At 68.9% G+C, this 14025-nt stretch carries 11 protein-coding genes and 1 pseudogene; 6 read left to right on the forward strand and 6 right to left on the reverse strand.

From position 1 onward, the window contains the following. Positions 1 to 8: 8 nt before the first annotated feature. The 3 genes from ACE2AC_RS00165 to ACE2AC_RS00175 form a co-directional block, all read right to left on the reverse strand. Complete coding sequence (locus tag ACE2AC_RS00165; RefSeq protein ID WP_375690060.1) at positions 9 to 1667, reverse strand: amidohydrolase; 1659 nt, start codon at positions 1665 to 1667, stop codon at positions 9 to 11. A 25-nt stretch (positions 1668 to 1692) separates the two neighbouring features. Then, the gene (locus tag ACE2AC_RS00170) at positions 1693 to 3084 is read right to left on the reverse strand and encodes a M20 family metallopeptidase (RefSeq protein ID WP_375690062.1); all 1392 of its coding nucleotides are present in this window, start codon (positions 3082 to 3084) and stop codon (positions 1693 to 1695) included. A gap of 227 nt (positions 3085 to 3311) precedes the next feature. After that, positions 3312 to 4820: a flavin-containing monooxygenase gene (locus ACE2AC_RS00175; protein ID WP_375690064.1), complete on the reverse strand. Its 1509-nt coding sequence runs from the start codon at positions 4818 to 4820 to the stop codon at positions 3312 to 3314. Between the two features lie 150 nt (positions 4821 to 4970). On the opposite strand from ACE2AC_RS00175, the gene ACE2AC_RS00180 reads away from it, so the two are divergent. Further along, positions 4971 to 6206: a lytic murein transglycosylase gene (locus tag ACE2AC_RS00180; protein ID WP_375690066.1), complete on the forward strand. Its 1236-nt coding sequence runs from the start codon at positions 4971 to 4973 to the stop codon at positions 6204 to 6206. A 93-nt stretch (positions 6207 to 6299) separates the two neighbouring features. On the opposite strand, the pseudogene ACE2AC_RS00185 reads toward ACE2AC_RS00180, so the two are convergent. After that, positions 6300 to 6875, reverse strand: a pseudogene (locus tag ACE2AC_RS00185) (TetR/AcrR family transcriptional regulator); the annotation flags it as partial. 60 nt (positions 6876 to 6935) lie between these two features. Here ACE2AC_RS00185 and ACE2AC_RS00190 point away from each other — a divergent pair. The 5 genes from ACE2AC_RS00190 to cysK all read left to right on the forward strand — a co-directional run bounded on the left by ACE2AC_RS00190 (position 6936) and on the right by cysK (position 11998). Beyond that, positions 6936 to 8249: a flavin-containing monooxygenase gene (locus ACE2AC_RS00190; protein WP_375690068.1), complete on the forward strand. Its 1314-nt coding sequence runs from the start codon at positions 6936 to 6938 to the stop codon at positions 8247 to 8249. Further along, positions 8246 to 9142 (forward strand): bile acid:sodium symporter family protein, encoded by an 897-nt coding sequence (locus ACE2AC_RS00195; RefSeq protein ID WP_375690070.1) that lies wholly within the window; start codon positions 8246 to 8248, stop codon positions 9140 to 9142. The genes ACE2AC_RS00190 and ACE2AC_RS00195 overlap by 4 nt, the downstream gene beginning before the upstream one ends. Then, a complete protein-coding gene (locus ACE2AC_RS00200) occupies positions 9139 to 10068 on the forward strand; it encodes an SDR family oxidoreductase (protein ID WP_375690072.1) in 930 nt (309 codons plus the stop codon). The genes ACE2AC_RS00195 and ACE2AC_RS00200 overlap by 4 nt, the downstream gene beginning before the upstream one ends. Beyond that, on the forward strand, positions 10065 to 10826 hold the full coding sequence (locus ACE2AC_RS00205; RefSeq protein ID WP_375690074.1) for an SDR family NAD(P)-dependent oxidoreductase: 762 nt from the start codon (positions 10065 to 10067) through the stop codon (positions 10824 to 10826). Before ACE2AC_RS00200 ends, ACE2AC_RS00205 begins: the two co-directional genes overlap by 4 nt. 95 nt (positions 10827 to 10921) lie before the next feature. Then, the gene (gene cysK, locus ACE2AC_RS00210) at positions 10922 to 11998 is read left to right on the forward strand and encodes a cysteine synthase A (RefSeq protein WP_375690076.1); all 1077 of its coding nucleotides are present in this window, start codon (positions 10922 to 10924) and stop codon (positions 11996 to 11998) included. Between the two features lie 6 nt (positions 11999 to 12004). Here cysK and ACE2AC_RS00215 read toward each other — a convergent pair whose 3' ends face one another. Next, the gene (locus ACE2AC_RS00215) at positions 12005 to 12451 is read right to left on the reverse strand and encodes a PaaI family thioesterase (protein ID WP_375690078.1); all 447 of its coding nucleotides are present in this window, start codon (positions 12449 to 12451) and stop codon (positions 12005 to 12007) included. A 114-nt stretch (positions 12452 to 12565) separates the two neighbouring features. Further along, the gene (locus tag ACE2AC_RS00220; RefSeq protein WP_375690080.1) at positions 12566 to 13987 is read right to left on the reverse strand and encodes a YbaY family lipoprotein; all 1422 of its coding nucleotides are present in this window, start codon (positions 13985 to 13987) and stop codon (positions 12566 to 12568) included. Between the last annotated feature and the right edge of the window lie 38 nt (positions 13988 to 14025).

Below are 14025 nucleotides of genomic sequence, written 5' to 3' on the forward strand. Positions count from 1 at the left end.
GCGGGCGGTCAGGCCGCGTAGGTCACGCGCCCGCCGCAGATCGTCATCCGCACCGGCAGGTCCGGCAGCGCGGCGGGTTCCGTCGCCTCGATATCGCCGTCGAGGATCACCACGTCCGCCAGCTTGCCCGGCGTCAGGGAGCCTTTCCTGGCCTCGGTATGCTCGGCCCGCGCCCCGTCGATGGTGTAGCCCGCCAGCGCCGCCTCCAGCGTGAAACGCTGGTCCGGCACGTCTTCGGCCCAGGCCTCGCGCGTCACGGCGCAATTGAGGCCCAGCAGGATCGACACCGGCGACACCGGCCAATCCGACGCCAGCGCGATCAGCGCGCCACTGTCGGCCAGGCGTTGCCAGGCAAAGGCGTCGCCCCAGCGGTCGCGCCCGATGTTGGTGAGCGTCGGTTCAAGCGGCAGCCCCGCGCAGCCGGGCGCGTGCGGCGGCTGGATCGAGGCGGTGATGCCAAGCGGCGCGAGGCGGTCGAAATCACCGGGTGCCACCAGTTCGAGGTGTTCGATCCGGTGCCGGATGCCGCTGTCGCCATTGGCGGCCCGCGCGGCGGCATAGCCGTCGAGGACGCGGGTGGTGGCCGCGTCGCCGATGGAATGCACCGCGATCTGCAGGCCCATGGCATCGACCCTGGTCGCAAGCTCGGCAAAGCGTTCGGCGCCGAACCGCCCAGTGGACCGGTGGCCGGGCTGGCCGGGATAGTCGTTGTGGACAAAGGCGGTGCGGCTGTCGATCACCCCGTCCATGAAGAACTTGACCATGCCCGAGGCCAGCCAGTCGTCGTTCCAGCGCGCCGTCATCTCGCGCGCGCGGTCGAGGTCGTCGACCTCCATCTCGGGCACGAAGTGGAAGGGCACGCGCATCCGGACCGACAGCTCACCGCGCTGCCGCAGCTCGTCCAGTAATTCCAGCGTGTAGATGTTGCCATCCATGTTCACGGCCGAGGTGATGCCGTGCCGGGCCAGGTGGTCGAGGCCGCGTTTCAGGTGGGCCAGGTCCTCCTCCCGCTCTTCGGCATTCGGGGCGGGTGCAGGTTCGCCGCCGGTGTTGAGGCCCAGCATCATCCGTTCCTGCCCGCCAAGGCGCAGGACCGGGGCATAGGCGTCCGGTTCCAGCAGCGCGCCGGTGGCCAGCCCGTCGGGGCCCATCACCACCTCGTGGCCCGGGGCCGTCACCTTGCCCCGCAAGAGACCCGCGGCTTCGAGCGCGGCGGTGTTGGCCCAGACGGTGTGGTGGTCGTGCCCGACAAGGGCGAGGGGGCGATCCGGCAGGATCTCGTCCAGCAGCAGGCGCGGCGCGCGGTCGCCGAAGACGCCGTAATCGGGCGACTGGCAGGTCACCAGCGGCAGGTCCGGATGCTTTGTGGCGAAGTCGCGGATCAGGTCGCCCATCACCACCGGATCGGCGCAGTTGTCGAGCTGCAGGTTCTTCAGTTCGGCACCGCCGATGAAAAGATGGATGTGGCTTTCGATGAAGCCCGGCAGCACCGTGGCGCCGCTTGCGTCGATGCGTTCGGCATCCGGGGCGGCAAGGGCCGCGACCCCCGCGTTGCTGCCGACGGCCAGGATGCGGTCCCCGGCCATCGCCACCGCCTCGACGCGCGGGCGGTCGGGGTCCATCGTCAGGACATTGCCGTTCAGGATGATGCGGTCTGCGCGGTCCATGCGCGTCCTCCCTTCGTCTTGCGGATCAGGCCGTCGGGCCGCCGGTTTCGCCGATGTCCCAGAACACCCCGGCCATGATCCGCAGCGCATCGCGGCAGACCGGTTTCAGGACGTGTTCGTTGGGCGCATGCTGGGAACAGCCGCGGTACGAATGCGGCACCCAGATCGTCGGCAGCCCGAGGATGTCGGTGAAGCTGTCGTTCGGCAGCGACCCGGCGAGGTTCGGCAGGATATGCAGCGGCCCGTCGCCTTTGGTCGCGCGGATCGAGCCGGCGACGAAATCGACCCACGGGTGATCCGGGTCGAGGCGGGTGGCCGGAAAGAAGCCCCGATCGTGCGGCACGATCCGCACCCGCTCGAACCCCTCGGCGTCGAGGTGGCGGCGCAAGGCAGGGACCACGTCCTCGGGATCGGTGCCCACGACGTAGCGCAGCTGGCAGGTGGCGCGCGCCCAGCCCGAGATCGCGTTGACCGGCGCATCCGGCACGCCCGAGACCATGGCGAGGATGGCAAAGCTGTTCCAGCCAAAGGCGCGTTCGGCGGGCGTCAGGCTTTCCTCGCCCCAGTCCGGGTCCACGGCCGGGCCGTCGCCCGCCTCAAGCGGCAGGCCGGCCAGCGCGGCGCGGACCGAGTTGGTCAGGCTGTCCGGCCGCCATTCCGGCACCTTGATCTGGCCGCGCCGGTCGGTGATGGCCGCCAGCGCATGGGCCAGGATCATCGCCGGGTCGGCCAGCAGCCCGCCCCAGTTGCCGGAATGGTGCGCACCCTCGTGGGTCTCGACGATCAGGTCGAAGGTGGTGCCGCCGCGCGTGCCCATGAAGATGCAGGGCGTCTCCGGCTGCAGCCGCGGCCCGTCCGAGGCGATGAGCACGTCGGCCCCCAGCTGGTCCTTGCGGGCGCGGAAGACATCGGCGAGGCCGGCGGATCCCACTTCCTCGCCGGTCTCGATCACGATGCGGAGGTTGAAGCCCAGCGATCCGCGGGTGGTCAGCACGGCCTCGACCGCGGCGAGGTTGATGAGGTGCTGGGACTTGTTGTCGGCGCTGCCGCGACCGTAGAGCTTCTCGCCCTCTTCGGTCAGCACCCAGGGATCGAGCCCGTCGCGCCACATGCCCTCCTGTCCGCGGATCACGTCGCCGTGGCCGTAGGTCAGCACCGTCGGCGGGTCATCACCCTCGCGGCGTTCGCCGATCAGCAGGGGGCCACCCTCGGGGTCCGGATTCTCGACGATCTCGCAGGCAAAGCCCAGCCGGGTCAGGCGCGGCAGCATCGCCTCTTCCAGGTAGCGCCGCAGTTCGGGCGCCGAGGCGGGATTCTGGCTTTCGGTGCGGAAGCTCACGAGCTCGGCCAGGTCGGACTGGAAGGTGCCTGCGTCGAAATAGTCGGTGACGGTGTCGAGGGCGGCGTCGCGCGTCATGATCGCTCCTGTTGGTCTGCCCCGAAGGTGTAGCGGGCAGGCAGGGGAGGTGCCATGGCAAATCCCGCCTCCGCCACGTGGTCCGCGAGCGACGCCCTGACGACAGGCAGAAACGCCGCAGGGCAGCGCCCTGCAATCGCCATGCCGTGAACGCCTGCGTGTGATCTCAGCTCGGGCCGTATCCTCGGAGCGGGGTAGCGGCGGCCCGACGGCGGCCGCCCGGGCGGTCAGCCGTAGGCAAAAACCTCGTCGTCGAAGTCGATGGCGGCGAATTCGTCCTTCTCGGTCCAGTAGTCCTGGTTCAGCCGCCAGTCGTTGCCCGCGCCGCGTTTCGGCAGCAGGTGCTGGCCGCGCAGCAGGTAGCCGGGGTTGAAGTCTTCTTCGTCCGCCCAGTCGTAAAGCGGCATGTCGCGCTCGCCCTCGCGCAGCCGCGGGGTGACGCGGGCTTTCTGCGTTTCCTGCATGTGGTCGAGCAGGCGGGTGACGAACTGGGCCACCAGTTCGGCCCTGAGCGTCCAGGACGACCGGAAGTAGCCCATCACCCAGACCAGGTTCGGCACCCCGGTGAACATCATCGAGCGGTAGCCGACCGTGTCGTGGAAATCGACCGGCGCGCCGTCGACGGAAAACGCGATGTCTCCGAAGGCGCAGAGGTTGAAGCCGGTGGCGGTCACCACGACATCGGCCTTCAACAGATCGCCGGATTTCAACCGGATGCCGTCGGCCTCGAACCGCTCGATCTCGTCCGTGACGATGTCGGCGCGGTCGGTCGACAGCGCCTTGTAGAGATCGCCGTCGGGTATCCGCGCGATCCGCTGGCGCCAGGGCAGGTAGGAGGGCGTGAAATGCCGCTCCACGTCGAAATCATCGCCGAGGTAGCGTTTCGCCACGCCGATCAGGTCGGCCTTCACCGCCTCGGGTTCGCTGAAGCAGCGGTTGGTGAAGTCGTGGCCGAACAGCAGGATCTCGCGCCGGACGATCTCGTGGATCCAGTCCTCGTCCACCTGCAGCTTGCGCAGGTGGTTGGCGATCGGGATCTCGTTCTTCTCGGACCGGAAGTAGGTGGGCGAACGCTGCAGCATCGTCACGTGTTCGACCTGGTCCGCGACATTCGGCACCAGCGTCGCCGCCGTCGCGCCGGATCCGATGACGACCATCCGCTTGCCGGTGCCGTCGAAATCCTCGGGCCAGTTCTGCGGGTGGATGATCTCTCCGCCGAAATCGGCCATGCCGGGCCAGTCGGGGGTGTAGCCTTCGGAGTGGCGGTAGTAGCCCTGGCACATCCAGAGGAACCGGGCCTGCAGCCGGACGGTCCGTCCCTCTGCGCCGTGATGCGCGGTGACGGTCCAGAGGTTGGTGGCCGAGTTCCATTCGGCCGTCCCGATCCGCCAGCCGAAATGCAGCTCCTTCGCCAGGCCGTGTTCGTCGATCACCTCGCCCATGTAGTCGAGGATCTTGTCGGCGGTGGCCAGCGGGGGGCCGACCCAGGGCTTGAAGCCGTAGCCGAAGGTGTGCAGGTCGCTGTCCGACCGGATGCCGGGGTAGCGATGCGTAAGCCAGGTGCCGCCGAAGCTCTCCATCTCGTCGAGGATGACAAAGCTGTCGCCGGGCCGGTCCACCCGCAGGTAGCGCGCGGCGGCGATGCCGGAAATCCCCGCGCCGACGATCAGCACGTCGAGCGGTTGCACCACGTCCTCGAGCGGCCGTTCGGGCCGGATTTGTCGCATCTGGTTCATCGCGTCCTCCTCCGCAACCGGCGTGGCCCGATGATGGGTCTCCCCTCCCGCACGGGCCATGGCGTGATCGCATCTTCCACGGATGTGCCGCCCGCGTCACGCTGGCCGTCCGCGCCGCACCCCGCTACGTTGCGTCACGAGGGAGGCGCCATGATCCGCACCGTTCTGTTCATCCTGTCCCTGGCCATCGCTGCCGGCCCCGCGCAGGCCATCGATCGCGCCGCGATAGAACGCCAGTTCCGTGGCTGGCTGGAGCAGGTCGTCTGGCCCCGTGCCAGGGCCGAGGGCGTCGCGCGCGGCACCTTCGTCGCGGCCTTCGACGGCGTGCGGCTGAACTGGGACCTGCCGGACCTGGTCCCGCCCGGCACCACGCCGGGGCCGCGCGCGCAGCGGCAGGCGGAATTCGGATCGCCCGGAAGGTATTTCGCCCGGGGCACGGTGGACGGCGCGACGTCGGTCGGCCGCCAGATGGCGGGGCGCCACGCGGGCACTCTGGCGGCGGTCGAACGCGAGACCGGCGTGCCGGGCCGGATCATCCTGGCCGTCTGGGGCCGCGAAAGCGCCTATGGCCGCGCCGCGATCCCGCATGACGCCTTTTCGGTGCTGGGCACCAAGGGGTTCATGAGCACGCGTGCCGACTATTTCACCGGCGAACTGATCGCGGCCCTGCAAATTGCGCAGGCCGGGCACGTGGCCGCGCGGGCGATGAAGAGCTCCTGGGCCGGGGCGCTTGGCCAGCCGCAGTTCATGCCGTCGAATTTCCTGGCCTATGCCGCCGACGGAGACGGGGACGGGCGGGCGGACATCTGGCGGTCCGAGGCCGACACGCTGGCCTCGATCGGCACCTACCTCGCGCGTCATGGCTGGGTCACCGGGCGCGACTGGGGGTTCGAGGTCACGGTGCCCGCCGGCGTCTCCTGTGCGCTGGAGGGGCCGGACCAGGGGCGCCCGATCGCCGACTGGGCCGCCATGGGAATCACCCGCGTCTCGGGGAAACCGTTCCCGGATCACGAGTTGCGCGGCGAGGGGTTCCTGATGATGCCCGCCGGGCGGCACGGGCCCGCCTTCGTGGTGACACCGAATTTCTACGTGCTGAAGGATTACAACATGAGCGATCTCTACGCGCTCTTCGTCGGGCACGTGGGCGACCGCATCCAGTACGGCGTCGGCGATTTCAGCGGCCGCTGGGGGGCTGTCGGCGGGCTGATGCGCTCCGACGTGGCGGCGATGCAGCGGGGGCTCGAGGCGCTTGGCCACGATGTCGGCGGAGCGGACGGGCTGGCCGGGTTCAAGACGCGCCGGTCCATCGGCCGCTGGCAGGAGGATCGGGGGCAGGCGGCGACGTGTTTTCCCGACGCGGGCATCGTTCGGGCGCTGGCACGGTAGAGGGCAGGCGGGGGCGAGGCCCCAGACCGCCAAGCCCGCCGCGCAGAACCGCACCAGGTGCGCCACCTGCGCTTCCTCTTCGGCCAGGCCATCGCCAAGCGCGCCGATCCGCCCCTGCGAGGTCAGCAGCGCCAGCATCGCCGAGACCGAGAAGACGAAGCCCGCCGCCACCTCGGGCTGTGTCCGGCCGGGGGTCAGCGCCGCGATCTCACGTACGAAGACCTCGGCGGTCGGGTCGAAGCATTCCGCCGAAATCGCGCGCCAGCGATCCTCGGCCGAGACGAAGGCGACGAGGCGGGCGTAGTCGCGCCAGCGCGGTTCGTCCCGCGCAAGGTCGAAGAACGGGCGCATGAAGGCACCGAGCAGGCCATGAAGCGTCAGCGCGCCGTCCTGCCGCAACCGCTCCAGCGCAGCCAATCGCACCTCGGAAAGCGTCGCGGACCGGCGCGCCACGGTCTGGTGGAACAGCGCCTCTTTCCCCTGTCCGTGATGGTGCACCGATCCCACCGGTTCCCCGGCTTCGGCCGCGATGTCGCGGATCGTCGCGCCGTCGAATCCCTTGGCCGCAAAGACCCGTTCGGCGGCGTCCAGAACGCGCTTGCGGGTGGCGAGTGCGCGTTTCGACGGCGCCCTTTGTCGTGGCTTTTCAGGGATCTGCTCTGCGGTCATGAATTCAGCTTGCCTTAGATTGAACAAATGTTCAAGTTAATCGCCAGAGGGAGGACGGTAATGAGTGACACAGGTGATCAGTACGCCCTGATCGGGGCAGGACCCATGGGCCTTGCGGCGGCCAAGCTGCTCAAGGCCCATGGCATTCCGTTCCAGGGGTTCGAGCTGAACTCCGACGTGGGCGGTCTCTGGGACATCGATGCACCGCGCTCGACGATGTATGACAGCGCGCATCTCATATCCTCGAAGAGGATGACGGAATTCGCCGACTTCCCGATGCGGGACGAGGTGGCCGAATATCCCTCGCACCGGGAGCTCAAGGCCTACTTCCGAGACTTCGCCGCGCATTTCGGCCTTTACGAGCACTACAGATTCGGCGCCGAGGTGATGTCCTGCGAGCCGCTTGGCGGCACCGGCGATGGCTGGCGGGTCACCTGGCGCGATGCCGGGGGCGAACACGCGGCCGTCTATGCCGGGGTCCTGATCGCCAACGGCACGCTCTCGACCCCGAACATTCCGGCCTTCAAGGGCACCTTCACGGGGGAGTTCCTCCATTCCGCCGACTACAAGTCCGCCAGCCAGTTCGACGGCAAGCGGGTGCTGGTGATCGGCGCGGGCAACTCGGGCTGCGACATCGCGGTGGACGCGATCCATCACGGCACCTCCTGCGACCTGTCGATGCGACGGGGCTATTACTTCGTGCCGAAATACGTCTTCGGCAAACCGGCCGACACGATGGGCGGGGCGATCAAGCTGCCGATGCCGATCAAGCGGGTGATCGACGGCGCGATCCTGAAATGGTTCGTCGGCGATCCGCAGAAATACGGGTTCCCGAAACCGGACTACAGGCTCTACGAAAGCCACCCGGTGGTGAACTCGCTGGTGCTGTACCATGCGGGCCACGGCGACATAAAAATCCGCCCGGACATCGACCGGTTCGAAGGCCAGACCGTCCACTTCAAGGACGGCACCCGGGCCGAGTACGACATGATCCTCGCCGCGACGGGATACAAGCTCGACTACCCGTTCATCGACGAACGGCTGCTGAACTGGCGGGGCGACGCGCCGCACCTCTACCTCAACTGCATGCATCCCGAACGCGACGATCTCTTTGTCCTCGGCATGGTCGAGGCGTCGGGCCTCGGCTGGCAGGGCCGACACGAACAGGCCGAGATGGTCGTGCGCTACGTCGAGGGGCTGAAGGCGGGCACCGAAGAGGCGCGGAAGCTCAAGGCCCGCAAGGCCGAGGGCTTTGAACGCGCGACCGGCGGGATGGACTACATCGACCTGCCGCGCATGGCCTATTACGTCGACAAGGCGACCTACCGGAAGGCGGTCGGGCAGTGGATCGGCAGGCTGGGGGGCGCGGCATGATCGACGAGGCGGTCCTCGACTTCGCGCCCGGCTCGCTGATGCTGCTGAACGCGATCCTCGCGGTGGTGATGTTCTCGATCGCCATCGACCTCAGGCTCCGCGATTTCCAGGTGCTGCTGCAGGCCCCGAGGGCGCTGATCGCGGGCCTCGTCTCGCAGTTCCTCGTCCTGCCGGCGCTGACCTTCCTGATGGTGCTGGCGCTGCAGCCGCGCGCCTCGGTCGCGCTCGGCCTGATGCTGGTGGCGGCCTGCCCGGGCGGCAACATCTCGAACTTCATCACCTACCGGGCGGGCGGAAACGCGGCGCTGTCGGTGTCGATGACTGCCATCGCCACGGTCGCCGCCATCGTGATGACCCCGCTCAACATCGCCTTCTGGGGCAGCCTCTATCCGCCCTCGGCCGCGATCCTGCGGGTGACCCATATCGACCCGGTGCAGGTGGCGATCACCGTCGGATTCATGCTGGTGCTGCCGCTGGTGCTGGGCGTGGCGCTCAACACATACCGCCCGCAGGTCGCGGCGCGGCTGCGGCGGCCGCTGCAATGGCTGTCGATGGGCATCTTCGTTGCCTTCATCGTGATCGCGCTGGCGGCCAACTGGGCCCAGTTCCTGGCCTATGCCGGGGCCATCGCGGGGCTGGTGATCCTGCACAACGCGCTGGCCATGGCGGGGGGCTATGCCACCGCCACCGTCGCAAGGCTGTCGCCCTATGACCGCCGCGCGGTGACGATCGAGACCGGGATCCAGAACTCGGGCCTGGGCCTCGTGCTGATCTTCGGCTTCTTCGGGGGCTTGGGCGGCATGGCCGTGGTGGCGGCGTTCTGGGGCATCTGGCACGCGATCTCGGGCATCGCGCTCGCCGCGGTCTGGGGCCGGACGGAGGCGCGCCGATGAGCCGCATCCTGATCACCGGCGCGGCCGGGATGGTCGGCCGTGCGCTGCTGGCCGAGATGCCGGGCGCCGACGTGGTGGCGACCGACCTTGCGCGCGGCGGCATCCCCGACCTCGTCCGGTTCCGCACGATGGACGTGACCGGCAACGACCCCGCGCGCGTCATCGGGGACGAACGGCCCGAGGTGGTCGTGCACCTCGCCTCCATCGTGACGCCGCCCGCGGGCATGTCGCGCGACGCGGCCTTTGCCGTCGACGTCACCGGCACCCGCAACGTGATCGAGGCCTGCGTCAAGCACGGGGTCCGTCGCCTGGTGGTGACCAGCTCCGGCGCGGCCTACGGCTATCACGCCGACAATCCCGTGCCGCTCAGGGAAACCGATCCCTGCCGGGGCAATGTCGAATTCGCCTATTCCGATCACAAGCGCCAGGTCGAGGAGATGCTGGCCGAAGCACGTACCGCGCACCCGGCGCTGGAACAGGTCGTGCTGCGGGTCGGCACCGTGCTGGGGGCGGGGGTCGAGAACCAGATCACCGCGCTCTTCCATCGCAGGCGGCTGCTGGCGGTCGGCGGCAGCGACAGCCCCTTCGTCTTCATCTGGACGCGCGACCTGGCACGCATCCTGAAACGCGCCGCCACCGACGGACCGGCGGGCACCTACAACGTGGCGGGCGACGGCTGGCTGGGGGTGGGGGACCTGGCGGCGACACTGGGCAAGCCGGTGATGCGACTGCCGGCCTGGGCGCTGAAGGCGGCGCTTGGCCTCGCGCATCCTCTGCGGCTTTCGCGCTACGGGCCCGAGCAGGTCCGTTTCCTGCAGTACCGGCCGGTGCTGGCCAATGACCGGCTGAAATCGGACTTCGGCTATGTGCCCGAGAAGACTTCGGCCGAGGTGTTCGAGCTGTGGAAGACCGAGGCGGGACTATGAAGACGGCGGTGATCTCGGGCGGGAACGGCGGGCTGGGCCGGGCGCTTTCGGCGCAGCTGCAGGCGCGGGGCTGGCATTGCGTCCTGATGGACGTGAACACCATGGGGCTTGAGGCGACGGCGACGCAAACGCCGCTGCAACTTGACCTCACAGACAGCGCCGCGCTGGCGCGGGCGGCCGCGGCGGTGCTGGCCGAACGACCTTCTGTCGACCTCGTGGTCTACAACGCCGGCGTCTCGCAGATCGGCCCGTTTGCCGAAACCGACGAGGCCAGCCACCGCCGGGTGTTCGAGATCAACTATTTCGCCGCGGTCGAGATGGCGCGCCTCTTCCTCGTCCCGCTCAGGGCCAGCGGCGGCACGCACCTGGCGATCTCGTCAGTCGCGGGGTTCGCACCGCTGCACAACCGCACCGCCTACGCGGCCTCGAAACATGCGATGGAGGGGTTCTTCGGCTCTCTCCGGTCAGAGGAGCGGGCGCACGGTGTGAAGGTCCTGATCGCCGCGCCCAGTTTCGTCGCGACCAACATCGGCAACCCGGAACGCCGCGCCGACGGCATCATGCGCCCCGGCGCGGCGTCGGACGGGGTCGATTACATGACGCCCGAGGATGCGGCGGCGGTGATCCTGCGCGGCGTCGCGCGCGGGCGGGAGTTCATTCCCGTGGGCCGCGTCGCACGGCTGGCCTCGTGGATGATGCGTGCCTCTCCGGCGCTCTACCAGCGGGCCATGCGGCGCAACATCAGCGGCGAGCACTAGGCACGGCCCCAAGGCCCGGGGGCATTAGCTATGGGCATGACGTAGGGAAAAGGTGCAGTCTCCCCCGAAACCGCGTTTTCAGGAGGAGATTCGAAATGAAGGACGGCATTTACAGCACCAAGGGCCGCGGCACGCTTTACCACGATATCGTCGAGACGGTCGGCAACACGCCCGTGGTCCGCATCAACCACCTCGCCCCGGACGGGATCGAGATGTACGTGAAGGCCGAATTCTTCAACCCGGCGGCCTCGGTCAAGGACCGGCTGGCGCTTGGGATCATCGAGGCGGCGGAACGCGACGGCACGCTGAAACCCGGCCAGACCGTGGTCGAGGCGACCAGCGGCAACACCGGCATCGGCCTCGCCATGGTCTGCGCCGCCAAGGGCTATCCGCTGGTGGTGACGATGGCCGAAAGCTTCTCGATCGAGCGGCGACGGCTGATGCGGATGATGGGCGCCAAGGTGATCCTGACCCCGAAGGAGCAGAAGGGCACCGGCATGTACAACAAGGCGGTGGAACTGGCCGAGAAGCACGGCTGGTTCCTGGCCCGACAGTTCGAGACCGCCGCCAATGCCGACATCCACGAGGCCACGACCGCGCGCGAGATCATCGCGGATTTCGAGGGCCACAAGCTCGACTACTTCGTCACCGGCTACGGCACCGGCGGCACCGTCACCGGGGTCAGCCGCGTCCTGCGGCGCGAACGGCCCGAGACCAGGATCATCCTGACCGAGCCCGCGAATGCACAGCTTGTCGGATCGGGCACCGCGCAGGAGCGCAACGACGACGGCAGCCCGGCCGTCTCGCACCCGGCGTTCGAACCGCACCCGATCCAGGGTTGGACGCCCGACTTCATCCCCGCCGTCCTGCAGGAGACGCTGGACAAGGGGCAGTACGACGAGCTGATCCCCGTTCCCGGCCCGGAGGGCATCGACTGGGCCAAGAAGCTGGCCCGCAAGGAAGGCATCCTGACCGGCGTGTCGGGCGGATCGACCTTCGCGGTGGCCATGAAGGTCGCCGAGAAGGCCGAGAGGGGATCGGTGATCCTCGCCATGCTGCCCGACACAGGGGAGCGTTACATGTCGACCCCGCTCTTCGAGAGCATCGCCGCCGACATGGACGCGGACGAGGTCGAGATCTCACGCTCCACCGACGGCTACCAGATGGGCTGAACGGGCTCAGCGCAGCGACACGGTGACCTGCGCCTCGGCGACCAGGGTGTCGTCCGGGGCGCTGATGCTCACGCGCACGACGCTCTGCCGCCCGCCGCCCCGCAAGAGCGTGCCGCGGGCCAGCAGGTCGCAGGCGACAGCGGGACGCAGGTAGCTTATCGCGATGCTGCCGGTGCCGCCGCCCGACGGCAGGTCGCGCACGCCTGATATCGCGGTCGCCACGCCCGCGATATCGGCCAGCGTGGCGATCACCCCGCCATGGATCACGTCGCCCTCGGTCCGGTTGGCCCGGTCGTGGGCCAGCGCGATCTCGACCGCGCCGGGCGCGGCGGCGGTCAGGCTCAGGCCCAGCCGGCTGGCCGCCGGGGTCGCAAGCGTGCGGCGGATCAGCGCCTCGCGCGCCGGATCGTCTGGCAGCAGGACGGGAATGGCTGTTGCATCGGGGTCCGGCATCGGGGCGCTCCTGTCGGTCGGGTGCCGGCAGCATGCCACGCCGCGATCCCCCCGGCGATAACCCGGGAGGTCATGGCGGGGCCGCGGGACATCGTCGCCCGCGGCCCCGGTCGGTCAAAGGTAGACGGCGGTCAGGATCGCCACGACGGCATCGGCATCGTCGTAAAGCACCATCGTCTCGCCCCGGATCTGGAACCGCGCGACCTGCGTCAGCGTGTCGACCAGCGCCCGTTCCATCGCGTCGAGCGGGGGCGGGCAGGCCATCAGCGTCATCGGTCCGGGCATCAGGGTGAGCCGGTCGCCGCCGGTAGCATAGCCGCCCAGCACCTGGTTGCAGCCCACGGTGGCGGCAAAGCGCGGCTCCTCGCCCTGGTGCAGGATGATGTGCGGCTCGCGCCCGCCATCGACCGGGCCGACCTCCTGGCCCTGCAGGGTGTCGATCCGCCAGTAGGTGTTGGCCAGGCTGGCGTTGGCCCGTTGGTGGTCGCAGGTGCCGACATCGGCGCGGGTGCGGATGAACTGCTCGACCACCAGGCTCTGGCGGTCGGGGCCTTCCATCTGTTCGCGCATCAGCAGGCTGCCGACCACGTCGACAAAGAGCGGCTGTCCGCCCTCGACCGCTTCGAGGTACGCGCGCTCCAGTTCGACGTAGGCGTCGCCCTCCATCGCGATCGGCATGGTCTGGAGCGATGTGCAGGTCTGGAACGACCCGGCATCGGCCATGTAGACCATGAAGCCGTTCATCAGCAGCCCCTCGATGTCGGTCGGCGCGAGCGTGCCGTCGGTGGTCAGGTTGTACGGCAGATCGGATTCGATGTGTTCGCCCGCGGTGTCGAGCGCGCGCAGCGTGTTCTCGTCCAGCACCTCGAACTTCAGCGGCGGCACGGCGGAGTCGTAGAGCGTGATGACATTGGTGCCCGGCTCGCCGGCCCAGAGCCCGATCGCGTCCTGCCGCAGCTCGCTGCCCTCGGCGGTGGCGTCGCGGCCCAGCCACTGGCGGCGCAGGCTGTAGCTGTGGTCCGGCCAGAGGTCGAGGTGATGGGAAATCCCCTCGCAATCGGCGCAGGGAAGGGTGCCGGTGAAGGTCGCGGGCAGGGTGAGGCCGCGCACGTCGCGCTGGTCGTCCTGCGGGGCCTGCGACTGGCCCGGCGCCGCGCGCACCATCATGATCTGGATGCCTTCGGTCGGTGCGCCGTTGGTGATCACCGGCGTCACGGTGTCCGAGGTGAACCACAGCTCATCGCCCACCCTGAGCGTCGCGCGCACGGCGTAGGTGTGGCGCGGGTCGATGGCGCTGGCGTCATACGCGATCTCGAAATCGTAGGGCGGGTTGCCGGCATCGGTCAGCTCGAACCGGCCAAGCTCCTGCGTCGGTGCGTCGGCGAGAGAGATGTCCTGCAGCACCGCGGTGAAGGTCGCGCCGGGCGGCGCGGCGATCCGTTCGCGGTAGAAGGCCGATCCGGTCACGCTGTCGGCAAGAAGCGGCGCGGGCATCAGGGCCAGCACCAGGAAGGCAAGGGAGCGAAAGTGAAACATCGCGGGCATCCATGGCAAAGGATTGTATTTCAATAACC

Origin of the sequence: Pseudooceanicola sp. LIPI14-2-Ac024 (assembly GCF_042188925.1) — a bacterium.
Lineage (GTDB): Bacteria > Pseudomonadota > Alphaproteobacteria > Rhodobacterales > Rhodobacteraceae > Pseudooceanicola.